The organism is Streptomyces sp. NPDC052101, assembly GCF_040680235.1.
Classification (GTDB): domain Bacteria; phylum Actinomycetota; class Actinomycetes; order Streptomycetales; family Streptomycetaceae; genus Streptomyces.
In genome coordinates, this window is the sequence record NZ_JBFAWH010000001.1 from 12,865 (window position 1) to 26,674 (window position 13,810).

At 71.2% G+C, this 13,810-nt stretch carries 13 protein-coding genes; all 13 read right to left on the minus strand.

Features of this window, described 5'->3' with window-relative positions; translation table 11 throughout:
* Nucleotides 1–7: 7 nt before the first annotated feature.
* Nucleotides 8–130, minus strand: a complete 123-nt coding sequence (locus tag AB0L75_RS00070; protein ID WP_365173174.1) for a DUF6126 family protein — start codon at nt 128–130, stop codon at nt 8–10.
* A complete protein-coding gene (locus tag AB0L75_RS00075; RefSeq protein ID WP_365173176.1) occupies nt 127–762 on the minus strand; it encodes an XRE family transcriptional regulator in 636 nt (211 codons plus the stop codon). Before AB0L75_RS00075 ends, AB0L75_RS00070 begins: the two co-directional genes overlap by 4 nt.
* Nucleotides 763–865: 103 nt before the next feature.
* A complete protein-coding gene (locus AB0L75_RS00080; protein WP_365173179.1) occupies nt 866–2,251 on the minus strand; it encodes an aspartate aminotransferase family protein in 1,386 nt (461 codons plus the stop codon).
* The gene (gene dxs, locus AB0L75_RS00085) at nt 2,248–4,146 is read right to left on the minus strand and encodes a 1-deoxy-D-xylulose-5-phosphate synthase (RefSeq protein WP_365173181.1); all 1,899 of its coding nucleotides are present in this window, start codon (nt 4,144–4,146) and stop codon (nt 2,248–2,250) included. Before dxs ends, AB0L75_RS00080 begins: the two co-directional genes overlap by 4 nt.
* 35 nt (nt 4,147–4,181) lie before the next feature.
* On the minus strand, nt 4,182–5,309 hold the full coding sequence (gene ispG / locus AB0L75_RS00090) for a flavodoxin-dependent (E)-4-hydroxy-3-methylbut-2-enyl-diphosphate synthase (RefSeq protein ID WP_365173184.1): 1,128 nt from the start codon (nt 5,307–5,309) through the stop codon (nt 4,182–4,184).
* A gap of 4 nt (nt 5,310–5,313) precedes the next feature.
* Nucleotides 5,314–6,339, minus strand: coding sequence for an adenosyl-hopene transferase HpnH (hpnH, locus tag AB0L75_RS00095; RefSeq protein WP_365173187.1), 1,026 nt, complete (start codon nt 6,337–6,339; stop codon nt 5,314–5,316).
* Nucleotides 6,340–6,344: 5 nt separating this feature from the next.
* Nucleotides 6,345–6,986, minus strand: coding sequence for a 1-hydroxy-2-methyl-2-butenyl 4-diphosphate reductase (locus tag AB0L75_RS00100; protein WP_365173190.1), 642 nt, complete (start codon nt 6,984–6,986; stop codon nt 6,345–6,347).
* Nucleotide 6,987: 1 nt separating this feature from the next.
* Complete coding sequence (gene shc / locus AB0L75_RS00105; protein WP_365173193.1) at nt 6,988–9,012, minus strand: squalene--hopene cyclase; 2,025 nt, start codon at nt 9,010–9,012, stop codon at nt 6,988–6,990.
* 114 nt (nt 9,013–9,126) lie between these two features.
* Nucleotides 9,127–10,260 carry a polyprenyl synthetase family protein gene (locus AB0L75_RS00110; RefSeq protein ID WP_365173196.1) on the minus strand — a complete coding sequence of 378 codons (1,134 nt, stop codon included), beginning with the start codon at nt 10,258–10,260 and terminating at the stop codon, nt 9,127–9,129.
* A complete protein-coding gene (hpnE, locus tag AB0L75_RS00115; protein WP_365173199.1) occupies nt 10,260–11,741 on the minus strand; it encodes a hydroxysqualene dehydroxylase HpnE in 1,482 nt (493 codons plus the stop codon). Before hpnE ends, AB0L75_RS00110 begins: the two co-directional genes overlap by 1 nt.
* The gene (locus AB0L75_RS00120) at nt 11,738–11,866 is read right to left on the minus strand and encodes a DUF6380 family protein (RefSeq protein WP_365173201.1); all 129 of its coding nucleotides are present in this window, start codon (nt 11,864–11,866) and stop codon (nt 11,738–11,740) included. The genes hpnE and AB0L75_RS00120 overlap by 4 nt, the downstream gene beginning before the upstream one ends.
* Nucleotides 11,866–12,828: a presqualene diphosphate synthase HpnD gene (gene hpnD, locus AB0L75_RS00125; protein WP_365173203.1), complete on the minus strand. Its 963-nt coding sequence runs from the start codon at nt 12,826–12,828 to the stop codon at nt 11,866–11,868. The genes AB0L75_RS00120 and hpnD overlap by 1 nt, the downstream gene beginning before the upstream one ends.
* A complete protein-coding gene (gene hpnC, locus AB0L75_RS00130; RefSeq protein ID WP_365173205.1) occupies nt 12,825–13,721 on the minus strand; it encodes a squalene synthase HpnC in 897 nt (298 codons plus the stop codon). The genes hpnD and hpnC overlap by 4 nt, the downstream gene beginning before the upstream one ends.
* Nucleotides 13,722–13,810 lie beyond the last annotated feature (89 nt).

The window sequence follows — 13,810 nt, forward strand, 5'->3', positions numbered from 1 at the left end:
CGTCGCGTCAGCCCTTCGCCCCCAGCGCGAACAGCAAGTACAGGAACCCGGCCAGGACATGGCCGAGGGCGATGTAGATGATCAGGCGGATCCACAGGGCACGGGGGAACTCGGTCTCGGGATTGCTCATGGCAGCTCTCCGGTCAGCGGCCCCAGGCACAGCGTGGCCGTGGGGCTCTGCAGCAGGGTGTGGACGAACAGCAGCTCGACGCCGTCGTGGTCCTCGGCGGCGAGGCGGTGCGGGGTGAGCGAGTCGAAGTGCGCGCTGTCGCCGGGCCCGAGCAGGTGCGCGGTGTCACCGAGGCGCAGCCGCAGCCGGCCCCTGAGCACATAGAGCCACTCCTCGCCGGGATGGACCCGCACGATGTCGCCCTGCGTGCCGTGGGGCACCCGCACGCGCAGGGCCTGCATGCCCCGGCCGGGCGCCCCGGCCTGGAAGTAGGTCCAGCCGCCCGCCCGGGTCGGCTCCATGTCGCCGGCGCGCACGATCGCGTCCCGGTCGGCGACCGTCTCGCCCAGCAGCTCGGAGACGGTCGTACCGTAGATGCGGGCGAGGGCCAGCAGCATCGGCAGCGACGGCTGGCGCTGCCCGGTCTCCAGCCGGGACAGATGGGCCGGTGAGAGCCCGGCGGCGCGGGCCGCGGCCTCCAGCGTGAGGCCGGCCCGTCGGCGCAGTGCCCGCAGTTGCGGTGCCACGGCGGGCACGACGGCGGGCAGCTCGTCGCCCGGATCCGCCGGTGGCCCGGCGTCTGAGGCGTTCATGCCTCCATTCAGCCCCGATTTTGCCCATTCGGCAATATTCTTGCCTCTGAGGCAAACCACGCCGCCCTCCGGGGCATCGGACGGGTCTGGAGGCCGGCGAGGATCAGCGGTTGGCCACCGCCTGCTTGACCAGTGTCTTGCCGAAGTCCCACATCAGGCCGCCGCCGCTGTGCGCGTCGTCCATCACGGCCGTGAAGGCGTCCACGAACCGGTCGACGTCCGCCTCGTCGACGACCAGCGGCGGGATCAGCTTGATCACCTCCAGGTGGTCACCGGAGACCTGGGTGAGGATCCGGTGCCGCTGCAGCAGCGGTACGACGACCATCTGTGCGAACAGGCCCTTGCGGGCGGCCTGGAGCATGGTCCAGCGGCTGCGCAGCTTCAGCGAGGACGGCCTGCCGAACTCGATGCCGATCATCAGGCCCCGGCCGCGGACGTCGGCGAGCAGCTCGTACTTGTCGATGAGCGCGGTCAGCCGGGACTTCAGCAGCTCGCCGGTGGTGCGCGCGCCGGCGACGATCTGCTCGTTCTCCATGACCGACAGCACGGCGAGGCCGCACGCCATCGCCGGGGCGCCTGAGCCGAAGCTCGCCGAGTGGACCAGCACACGGTCCATGGACGAGTAGACCTTCTTGAAGATCCAGTCCTTGCCGAGCGTGGCACCGACCGGGACGTACCCGCCGGACAGCGCCTTGGCCACGCACACCAGATCGGGTTCGACGCCGTCCTCGTGCTGATAGGCGTAGAAGTCGCCGGTGCGGCCGAGGCCGGTCTGCACCTCGTCGGCGATGAGCAGCGCCTTGTGCCTGTGCAGGAGTTCCTGTGCGGCGCGCAGATAGCCGGGCGGCGCCTCGTGCACACCCTTGCCCTGGATCGGCTCGACGATCAGCGAGGCGACGTCGCCCTTCCTCAGCTCCCGGGCGAGGGCGTCCAGGTCGCCGAGGGGTACGGCGGTGTCGGGCAGCAGCGGGGCGAAGCCGTCGCGGAAGCCTCGCTCGCCGTTGACCGACAGGGAGCCGGTGGTCAGGCCGTGGAAGGCATGGTCGCAGTAGAGGACGCGGGGTCTGCCGGTGGCGTACCGGGCGAACTTCAGGGCCGTCTCGACGGCCTCCGTGCCGCTGTTGCCGAAGAACACCCGGTCCAGGTGCGGGCTGTGGGCGAGCAGCCGCTCGGCGAGCAGGCCGGGCAGCGGCTGGCAGTCGAACCGGGTCAGGTCGGCGAGATCCAGGTCGAGCACGTCGTGCAGCGCCTTGCGGACGACCGGGTGATGGCGGCCGAGGCCCATCACCCCGAACCCGGCGAGCATGTCCAGGTAGTCGTTGCCGTCCGCGTCGTAGAAGTGGGCGCCCTCGGCCCGCTCGTAGAACTTGTCGAAGCCGATGGTGTGCAGCATGCGCGGGAGCTGTGGATTGAGGTGCTTCGCGTGCAGCTCGTAACGTTCGGCTCCGCGCTCGGCGAGCAGGGCGCCGAGGTCGAACTCCGTGCTCATTGACTCTCCTTGGCTGTGCCGTCCACGTCCTTGACGGCCAGGCTCGCGCTGATCCGCCCGGCGATCTCGACGGGCGTGAGACCGATGTCGGCCAGCACCTCGCCGCGCTTGGCGTGCGCGAGGAACTGCTCCGGGATGCCGAACCGGCGCACCGGCACGTCCACGTCGGCGTCGCCGAGGGTCAGCGCCACGGCCGAACCCACGCCCGCGGAACGGCTGTTGTCCTCCACGACGGCCACCAGCCGGTGTTCGGCGGCGAGGCCCGGCAGCGCGGGGTCGACAGGCTTGACCCAGCGGGGGTCCACCACTGTGCAGTCGATGCCGCGCCCCTGAAGCAGCTCGGCGGCCTGCAGGCACACCGGGGCCATCACGCCGACCGCCACCAGCAGCACCTCGGGGCGTTCGGCGCGGTGCAGCACGTCCATGCCGCCGACGCGGTCGAGCGCCGGGATGTCCGGCCCGGCAGACTCCTTCGGGAAGCGGACCAGGGTGGGCGCGTCGTCCACGGCGACGGCCTCGCGCAGCTGGGCGCGCAGCTGGCCGGCGTCGCGCGGGGCGGCGATCCTGAGACCGGGGACGACCTGCAGGACCGACATGTCCCACATGCCGTTGTGGGAGGCTCCGTCGACGCCGGTGACGCCGGCCCGGTCCAGGACGAAGGTGACCCCGCAGCGGTGCAGGGCGACGTCCATCAGCAGCTGGTCGAAGGCGCGGTTGAGGAAGGTGGCGTAGACGGCGACGACCGGGTGCAGGCCGCCGGTGGCGAGGCCGGCCGCGGAGACGGCCGCGTGCTGCTCGGCGATGCCCACGTCCCACACGCGATCGGGGAAGCGCTCGGCGAACGCGCCGAGCCCGACCGGGTGCAGCATGGCCGCCGTGATGGCGACGACGTCGTCGCGTTCCTCGCCGATCCGTACGATCTCCTCGCCGAACACGGAGGTCCAGGACGGGCCGCCCGACGGTGCGAGGGGCTCGCAGGTCAGCGGGTCCATCACGCCGACGGTGTGGAAGTGGTCCTCCTCGTGCAGGAGGGCCGGCTCGTAGCCGCGGCCCTTCTCGGTGAGGCAGTGGACCAGGACCGGGCCGTGGAAGCGTTTCGCGCGGCGCAGCGCCGACTCGACGGCCTTGATGTCGTGCCCGTCGATCGGGCCGACGTACTTCAGGCCCAGGTCCTCGAACATGCCCTGCGGGGCGAAGGCGTCCTTGAAGCCCTTCTTCGCCCCGTGCAGGGACTCGTAGATGGTGTGGCCGACGAGGGGTGTCCGCAGCAGTACGTCCTTGCCCCAGGCGAGGACCTTCTCGTAGCCGTCGGTGGTGCGCAGGGTGGCCAGGTGGTTGGCGAGGCCGCCGATGGTCGGGGCGTAGGAGCGTTCGTTGTCGTTGACGACGATGATCAGCGGGCGGTCCTTGGCGGCCGCGATGTTGTTCAGCGCCTCCCAGGCCATGCCGCCGGTGAGGGCGCCGTCGCCGATGACGGCGACCACATGGCCCTTCTCCCCCTGCACCTGGTGGGCCTTGGCGAGGCCGTCGGCCCAGCCGAGCGCGGTGGAGGCATGGCTGTTCTCGATGACGTCGTGCTCGGACTCCTCGCGCGAGGGGTAGCCGGACAGACCGCCCTTGCCGCGCAGCTTGGAGAAGTCCTGACGCCCCGTCAGCAACTTGTGGACATAGGACTGGTGGCCGGTGTCCCACAGGATGCGGTCGACCGGTGACTCGAAGACCCGGTGGAGCGCGACGGAGAGTTCCACCACGCCCAGGTTGGGCCCGAGATGGCCGCCGGTCCGTGACACCGCGTGCACCAGGAACTCGCGTACTTCCTCGCACAGTTCGCCGAGTTCCGCCTCGGACAGCGCCTTCAGGTCCTGTGGTCCCCGGATGTTCTCCAGAATGGTCACGCTGGGCCCCCTCTCGATCCGTGCCTTGCCTCGACTCAACTGTCCGCGGGGCTCGTCCGCTCGGCGAGCTTCATGGCCTCCTCGATGAGGGTCTCCACGATCTTCGACTCGGGTACGGTCTTGATGACCTCGCCCTTCACGAAGATCTGCCCCTTGCCGTTGCCTGAGGCAACTCCGAGGTCGGCCTCGCGGGCCTCGCCGGGACCGTTGACCACGCACCCCATCACCGCCACCCTGAGTGGCACCTCCATGCCGTCCAGACCCGCCGTGACCTCCTCGGCGAGCTTGTAGACATCGACCTGCGCCCGGCCGCAGGACGGGCAGGAGACGATCTCCAGACGCCGCTCCCTGAGACCGAGCGACCGGAGGATCTGGATGCCGACCTTGACCTCCTCCGCCGGCGGGGCGCTCAGGGAGACGCGGATCGTGTCGCCGATACCCCGGGACAGGAGCGCCCCGAAGGCCACGGCCGACTTGACCGTGCCCTGGAACGCGGGGCCCGCCTCGGTGACCCCGAGGTGCAGCGGGTAGTCGCAGCGCTCGGCGAGCTGCCGGTACGCCTCGATCATCACGACCGGGTCGTTGTGCTTGACGGAGATCTTGAGGTCCCGGAAGTCGTGCTCCTCGAAGAGCGAGGCCTCCCACAGCGCGCTCTCGACCAGCGCCTCCGGGGTCGCCCTGCCGTACTTCTGCAGCAGCCGCCGGTCCAGGGAGCCGGCGTTGACACCGATCCGGACCGGCGTGCCGTGGTCCTTGGCGGCGCGCGCGATCTGCGTCACCTGGTCGTCGAACTTCTTGATGTTGCCGGGGTTGACCCGGACCGCCGCGCAGCCGGCCTCGATGGCGGCGAAGACGTACTTCGGCTGGAAGTGGATGTCCGCGATCACCGGGATCTGCGACTTGCGGGCGATGACGGCGAGGGCGTCCGCGTCGTCCTGGGTGGGACAGGCGACCCGGACGATCTGGCAGCCGGATGCGGTGAGTTCCGCGATCTGCCGCAGGGTGGCGCCGATGTCGGACGTACGGGTCGTCGTCATCGACTGCACCGACACCGGGGCTCCGCCCCCGACCGCCACCGGCCCGACGTGGATCTGCCGCGACTGCCGCCGCGGTGCCACCTGCCGGGCCGGTACCCCGGGAACGCCCAAGGGGATGGCGGCCATGGCCTCAGTTCTGCTTTCCGCTCGTCATCGTCTCCCGGGCGGCCCGCAGCGACTCCTTCAGGGAGCCCATGGTGGCGAGGACGGCGGTCGGCTCGTAGCCGCAGTGCGCCATGCAGTTGTCACAGCGGGGGTCCTTGCCGCGGCCGTACTGGTCCCAGTCGGTCTCCTCCAGCAGCTGCCGGTACGTGGGCACGTAGCCGTCGCTCATCAGGTAGCAGGGCTTCTGCCAGCCGAACAGCGAGTAGCTCGGGATCGCCCACGCGGTGCACGGGAAGTCGACCTTGCCCTCCAGGAAGTCCAGGAAGAGCGGGCTCTGGTTGAGCCGCCACTTGGCGCGGTTGCCGCCCGAGAAGGCCTTCTTGAACAGTTCCCGGGTCTGCTGGACGCCGAGGAAGTGGTCCTGGTCTGGGGCCTTCTCGTAGGCGTAGGCGGGCGAGAGCATCATCTCGTCGACCTTCAGGTCGTCGTTGAGGAAGTTGAGCACCTCGACAATGGTCTGCGGGGTGTCGGTGTTGAAGAAGGTGGAGTTGGTGGTCACCCGGAAGCCGCGCCGCTTGGCCTCCTTGATGGCCTCCACCGCCTCGTCGAAGGTGCCCTCCTTCGCGACGGAGGCGTCGTGCCGCTCACGCAGCCCGTCGATGTGCACGGCCCAGGCGAAGTAGGGCGAGGGCTTGAACTTGTCCATCTTCTTGCGCATCAGCAGCGCGTTGGTGCACAGGAAGACGAACTTCTTCCTCGCCACCAACTGCCGTACGATCTCGTCGATCTGAGGATGCATCAGAGGCTCGCCGCCGGCGATCGACACCATCGGCGCGCCGGACTCCAGGACCGCGCCCACCGCCTGCGCCACGGGCATGCGCTGCTTGAGCACGCCCGCCGGGTGCTGGATCTTGCCGCAGCCCTCGCACTTGAGGTTGCACGCGAACAACGGCTCCAACTCGACGAGCAGGGCGAACTTGTCCCGCTTCCTGAGCTTCTGTTCGAACAGATAAGAAGCGACCTTGATCGTCTGACGCAGTGGCATGGCCATCTGGCTCACCTCCGGGGGAGCAACAAAGAACGGTGCCATTCATAAAAAGCGGGAAGAACGGAACGAAGAACGCGGAAGGCAGATATTCCTCCGCGTAGCGTGCCGATCCGGACGAGTTCATGTTCTGGGGCGTCGACGACCACCCGTACGGCCGCCACCGGGCGCTCGCCGCCGCGCACCGCGGTCAGGAGCGTGGCCGCCGACTCCATGTCGACCGCGATCGCGCCGGTCGCGAACAGCTGGGACCGCTCGGGGCCGCGTACGACGTGATCGGAGCCGGTGAGCGGCCCGGTGTGGACCGTACGTCCGGGCAGCAGCCGCGTGAGTTCCTTGACCAGAAGCTCGGTGCCCACGCAGGCGACAGTGCCGCGCGGGTCCCGGGTCTCCTCGGCGACCACCAGATCGCCGGGATGCATGCCGGGCGCGAGTCCGGCGCAGAAGCCGGTGGCGAGCACAGCCGCGTCGGCCAGCGCCGGGCCGGAGAGCTGCCGGGTGACGGACCGTTCCGCCGCACGGGGCCCCATGCCCGTGCGGAGGAAGGAGACCGGCCCGTCCGCCCCGCTCCGGTCCCCCGTGCGCAGGGCCAGATGCTCGATGCCGAGCGCGCAGGCGATCAGCAGCGGGGACGGTCCGGGCTGGTTGCTCAATTCAGCTCACCCTCGCCTCGGACAGCGGTTTCCCGGCGAGGAGACCCCGCTCGAAGGGGTCGCCGTGCAGATACCGGCCGAGCGCGGTGAGCGGGAAGACCTGCCGGTACAGGTGGTAGTTGATGGAGAAGTCCCAGGGGAATCCGGTGCCGGTGAAGTACGGCTCGTCCCAGGTGCCGTCCTCCCGCTGGGTGTCGGCCAGCCATCGGACACCGCGCTCGACGGCCTTGGAGTCCCGCTCCCCCGCCGCGAGCAGCGCCATCAGCGCCCAGGCGGTCTGCGAGGCGGTCGAGGCGCCCCGGCCGCTCCACTCCTTGACGTACTTGTAGGAGCGCAGGTCCTCGCCCCAGCCGCCGTCGTCGTTCTGCACGCCCTCCAGCCAGGTCACGGCCCGCCGGATCGCCGGGTGCGAGCCGGGCAGCCCGGCAGCGGTCAGTGCGGGGACGACCGACCCGGTGCCGTAGACGTAGTTGACGCCCCAGCGGCCGAACCATGAGCCGTCCGGCTCCTGTTCGGCGAGCAGCCACTCGATGCCCCGGCGGGTGCGCGGGTCGTGGGCGAGGCCCTCGGCGGCGAGCATCTCGACCACGTGCGCGGTGACGTCCGCCGACGGCGGGTCGATGACCTCGCCGAAGTCGCAGAACGGCAGCCGGTTCGGGAACGGGCTGGTGTTGTCGACGTCGAAGGCGCCCCACGCGCCGTTCTTCGACTGCATCCCCAGGTTCCAGCGCACGGCGCGCCCGACGGCCCGGTCCACGCGCTCGGGGTCGTGGTGCCGGACGCGGCGCAGCGCGAGGGCGACCTCGGCGGTGTCGTCGATGTCGGGGTAGTTGTCGTTGTGGAACTCGAACGCCCAGCCGCCCGGCGGGAGCCCGGGGCGCTTCACGGCCCAGTCGCCGGGCCGCACGATCTCCTCGCCGAGCATCCAGTCGGCCGCCTTGACCAGTTGCGGATGGTCGACGGGCAGCCCCGCGTCGACGAGCGCGATGGTGGCGAGGCAGGTGTCCCACACCGGGGACTGGCAGGCCTCGATCATCCGGGCGCCGTCCTCGCGCCACACGGCGAAACGGTCCAGCGAGGCGAGGCCCTCGCGCATCACCGGATGCTCCAGGTCGTAGCCGAGCAGGTGCAGGGCGATGACCGAGTACACGGCCGGGGGCTGGATGCCGCCCCAGCAGCCGTCGTTCTCCTGGCGCTCGATGATCCAGCGGGCGGCCGAGTTCATCGCGGCCCTGCGGAGCCGGCGCGGGGCGACCTTGCGGAACTGGTGCAGCACCTTGTCCAGACGCTGGAAGGCGCCGTCCCAACTGGCCACCGGGGCGAGCGGACCCTGCGGGTTGGGGTGCGCGGGGTCGGTGTGCAGCTCGTCCAGCGGGAAGGGCGCCGGGCGCACCGGGCGCTTGGCCGAGACGACGGTCAGCGGCACGATGGTCTGCCGGGCCCAGCATCCGAAGTCGTAGATGTTGAGCGGCATCCAGGTCGGGAAGTAGATGAGTTCCGGCGGGAGTTCGGGCAGGTCCTCCCACTTCCACCAGCCGAACAGGGCGAGCCAGATCCGGGTGAACACCCGGCAGGCGGCGATGCCGCCGCGCTCGCGGATCCAGGCGGATGCTTTCGCCATGTGCGGGGCCTCGGGTGCGTCGCCCGCCAGCCGGAGGGCGACGTACGCCTCGACGGTGGCGGACAGTTCGCCGGGTCCGCCGTAGAAGGTCGCCCAGGTGCCGTCCTCGCGCTGCTCGCCGCGGATGAAGAGCGCGGCGGCCTGCGTGGTCTTCTCGTCGCGGATCCCCAGGAACTGACGGAGCAGCAGGTCCTCGGCGTCCATGGTGACGTTGGTCTCCAGGTCGCCCTTCCACCAGCCCTGGGCGTCCTGGTGCGCGAGCAGGAAGTCGGTGGCGCGCCGTGCGGCGCGTGCGGCGGCTTCCTGTACCCCGGTCGTCTCGGGGGTGGTGCGGGTGGTGTCGCTGGCCGCGGCCGCGCGGGGCGGCAGGGTCGCCCCGGTGCTTCCGTCGGTCGTCGCTGTCATGGCTTCCCCTTTGTGCAGTCGTGCGAGTCGTGCTGCTGTGGGTCCGCCGTCGGTCGGTGTCCGCAAGCGCTGCGGCACCGGCCGGCGACTACGCGAGTGTTCGACCGATAGTGATCATCTCTTTCGTACGACGACGAAGTCGGCGAGCGCCGTGAAGGAGTCGCGCACCCGGTCGGGCATGTCGACGGCGTCCAGGGCTTCGATGGCGACGGTGTGCTGACGGCGCGCTTCCCCGGCCGTCCAGTCGCGGCCGCCGGCCTGCTCGATGAGGGCCGCGCGGGCCGCGAACTCCTCCTCGGAGAAGTTCTCGAAGTCGCTGCTCTTGGCGTCCGCGGCGAGGATCTCGCCGAGCTGCTCGGAGGCGGGGCCACCGGCCGCGAGGGCGGCGACGACCGGCAGGGACTTCTTGCGCTGGCGCAGGTCGCTCCAGGTCTGCTTGCCGGTGGCCTCCGGGTCGCCCCAGATGCCGAGCAGGTCGTCGACGGCCTGGAAGGCGAGACCGAGGTGGTAGCCGTACTTCTCCAGCGCGTCGGCGGTGGCGTCGTCCGCGCCGCCGAGGACCGCGCCGATGGAGCTGGAGGCCGCGAGCAGCGCGCCGGTCTTGTTGCCCTCCATCTCCAGGCACTCCTCGACGCTGACGCGGTCGCGGTGCTCGTAGGAGATGTCCTGCGCCTGACCGTCGATCAGGGCGCGGGTGGCGGTGGTCAGCCGGCGGGTGGCGCGGCCCGCCTCGACCGTGCCCAGTTCCAGCAGCACCTCGTTGGCGAGGGCGAACAGGGCGTCGCCGACCAGGATCGCCTGGGCGGGGCCGTGCACCTTCCAGACCGTGTCGCGGTGCCGGCGCTGCTCGTCGCCGTCCATCAGGTCGTCGTGCAGCAGCGAGAAGTTGTGGACGAGTTCGACGGCGACGGCGCCGGGGATGCCCACCTCGGGCGCGGCGCCGGTGACCTCGGCGGAGAGCACGGCGAGCGCGGGACGCACCGCCTTGCCGCCGTCGCCGTCGGCCGGGTTGCCGGCGGCGTCGATCCAGCCGAAGTGGTAGGCGGCGACGGTGTCCATGGGAGACGCCAGCCGGTCTACGGCCGCACGCAGGACCGGAGTGGCCAGCGTCCGGCCGCGCTCCAGCAACGCGGTCACGTCCACCGCGGCCCGTGGGACGGGCGTCGAGGCCGGGGGCACAGTGGGCACAGTCTCTCCTCTTGTTGCGGTACCGGGGGTGCGGGGGCCTGCCGCATGCCGGTGGGGCATCAGGCCGCCTCCTCGATCTCGAAGAGATGGCGGGGGCGGGGCCGGCCCAGGGCACTGAGGGCGGCGTCGGCCGCGCTCACTCCACTGCGGACCGCACTCTCCATGGTCGCGGGCCACCCGGTGGCGGTCCACGCTCCGGCCAGATACAGGCCGGGGGCCTTGGTACGGGCACCGGGCCGCAGGCGCCCGACGCCGGGGGTGGGGGCGAACGTGGCCGTGCGCTCCCGGGTCACGAAGAAGTCCAGTACCTCGGCGCCACGGGTACCCGGGATCAGCCGCTCCAGCTCGGGCAGATAGCGCTCGCGGAGTTCGGCGACGGGCAGGTCGATCTCGTCCTGCGCGGCCGACTGGGACAGCGCGAGGTACTGGCCCGCCCGTCGCCCGCCACCACCCTTGTACGGAGGCCCTTCGGGCCCGCCTCTCAAGAGACCGGAGGCGTCGGTGCGGTCGAAGACCCACTGCACCGGGGTGCCGAGGGCCGCGAAGAAGGGGCGCGCGAGCACCCTGCGGTCGTAGACGACATGGACGTTGAGGATCGGCGCGGTGCCGATCCCGAGCAGCTGCTCGGGGGCGTCGAGGGCGCCGGGCGGCAGCAGGTCGTGGGTGTCGCGCTGGGGTACGGCGAGGACGACGGCGTCGGTTTCGAGGCGCTCGCCGGGAACCTGAACGCTCCAGGTCCCGTTCTCGTTGGTAGAGACGGAGGTGACGCGTGTACGGACCTCGGTACGGACGCCCGCGGAGTCGAGCGCCTTGCGGGCCAGCCGGTCGTGCAGTTCGCCCAGCGGGACGCGGGCCCAGCCGATGTCGGCCGCGCCCGGGTCGGACAGCAGACCGGTCTTGAACACCATCGCGGCGAGCCCCAGCGAGGCGTCGCCCGCGACCGCGTTGAGGGTGGCGACCCCGACCAGGTCCCACAGGGCCTCGACAGCGCGCGCCGACTGGCCGTGCGCGGCCAGCCAGCTGCCGAAGTCCTGGGTGTCCAGGGCCGGATCGGCGAGGTCGAGCCCCTTCAGCGCGAGCGCGGCCCGCCCGACCGCGGCGCGCTCGGCGAGCGAGAGGTGCGGATAGGCGGCCAGGCTGCGCCCCAGGTGGAGGGGGACGGGCAGCGGGTCGCGCCGCAGCCTGCCGAGCCGTCTGCCCTCGGGCTTGGTGACGTCGACGACGGGCACGTCCAGGCGGTCCTGCAGCGGCGCCAGCGCCGCGCCCTGGATCCGGTCGAGGAACCAGCGGTAGGCGGTGCAGCAGCGCAGGTACACATGCTGGCCGTTGTCGACGGTCAGCTCGCCGCGCTGGAAGGAGAAGGCGAGGCCGCCCAGCCTGGGCCTGCCTTCGAGCAGGGTGACACGGACGCCCGCGTCGGCGAGCGCGAGCGCCGCGGTGATCCCGGCGAGCCCGCCGCCGACCACGACGGCGCTGCGGCCTGCCGCGCTCTCTGATTGCGCGGTGCCGTGCGCCGGTGCGGGGCGCGAGCCGTCGCTCATCGTGCGTCCTTCCATGCGTGCCGGGCGTGCAGGGTGAACGGTGCACGCTCGGCTGTCGCAGTCAGGGACGCCACGCCGCAGTGAAGGGTTGCCTGCCGCATGTCCCCTGGTTCGCCGAGGTCCATCAGGCGCGCCTCCTGACGGAACGCGGGGAGACATGGCGGGTCACATGCCGGGTGTCCAGACCGGACAGGCCGCGTACGGCGACGTAGGCCTTCTCGCGCCCGGGCAGCGAGACACGGCCGCGCAGTACGGCCTGCGGGTCGCGCTCGATGCGGTCCAGCAGTCGGCGGTAGATGCCGGCCATGGCGGCCACGCAGGCGCCGCTGCGCCGGTCGAGCATGGGCAGCAGCCGGTAGCCCTCGGCGAAAAGGGCACGGGCCCGCCGCACTTCGAAGTGCACGAGGCCCGCGAAGTCGGAGCCCTCGGGCGGGTTCGGCCCCTCGAACCCGGCCGAGCAGCCGAACTTGGCAAGGTCGTCGGCGGGGAGATAGGTACGGCCGCCCTCGGCGTCCTCGCGGACGTCCCTGAGGATGTTGGTCAGCTGCAGCGCGAGCCCGAGGGTGTCGGCGTACTCGGACGCGCGCTCGGCGCCGCGCGCTCCCGGTTCGGTGCCGAACACGCCGAGCGAGAGCCGGCCGATGGCACCGGCGACACACCGGCAGTAGACCTTCAGGTCGTCCCAGGTCTCGTAGGTCTCGCCGCGCACGTCCATCTGGACGCCGTCGATCAGCTCGTCGAGGCCGCCGAGCGGGATCGGGAAGGCGCGCGCGGCATGATCGAGGGCGACGGCCACCGGGTCGGTGTCGTCCTCCTCCACCTCGCCCTCCCGGACCCGGGCGAGCAGCGCCCTGGTGTCCTCGAGCCGCTTCAGCTTCACCTCGTCGGCCAGATCGCCGTCGCCGATGTCGTCCACGCGCCGGGAAAACGCGTACAGCGCCGACATGGCGCGGCGCTTGGGCGTGGGCAGCAGCCGGATGCCGTAAGCGAAGTTACGGGCCTGCTGCCCGGTGACGGCCTCGCAGTAGCTGTAGGCGGCGAGTACCGGTGCGGACACGTGTGACGGAGAATCCACGGTCCGGATCACCCCTCTCCTCGCAGGATCACGCCCGCCTCACGCAGCAACTGGACCTTGCCGGGTCTGGGCGGGCCGGGAAGTACGTCGTATTCGGCGGCGGCGATCGCCCGGATCGCCGCCCTTCCTCCCGCCACGAACCCCGCGAGCAGCAGCTTCAACCTGCCGTGGACGCTACCCACCAGGGGGGCGCCTTCATTCAGCAGATCACGGGCGCGTTGTGCTTCGTATGCAACCAGGGAGCGCACCGATGCGCCTGAGGTTTTTGCGCCAAGATCCGCTTCCTGCACGTGAAAGCGCTTCATGTCCGCGGCCGGAAGGTAGATCCGGTCGCGGCCGAGGTCCTCGGCGACGTCCTGGAGGTGTTCCACGATCTGCAGCGCGGTGCAGATCGAGTCGGACAGGCGGATCCGCTCGGGGGTGGAGGTGCCGGTGACGCCGAGGACGAGGCGGCCGACGGGGTTGGCGGACAGTTCGCAGTAGGCGAGCAGGTCGTCGTAGGTCTCGTACCGGGTGACGAGCTGGTCCTGGCGGTTGGCGGCGATCAGACCGAGGAAGGGTTCCGGGGTCAGGGAGCGGCGGCGGACGGTGGGCTGCAGCCGGCGCAGCAGCGGATGGCGCGGGGTGCCGTCGAAGACACGGCGCAGATCGGCCTCGAAGGCGTCGAGGAGGAGCAGGCGGTCCGCGGCCTCGTCGCGCGACACGCCGAGCGCCCGGGCGTCGGCTCCGCCGGGGGCGAGGTCGCCGTCACCGATGTCGTCGACCAGTCGGGCGAAGCCGTAGACGGCCATGAGGTCGTCGCGCCACGCCCGGGGCAGGAAGAAAGGGGCCACGGGAAAGTTCTCGCTCGTGGCTTTGTCCAGCGTGGCGCGTTCCAGGTGGGGCGCCGTCTCGGTGGCCGTCATCGGGCGCTGCCCGGGGCGGGGACGGCACATGCTGCGTTGAGCTGGGGAGTTTCCGTAGCCATTGCCGTCACATCTCCCGTTCTACACTG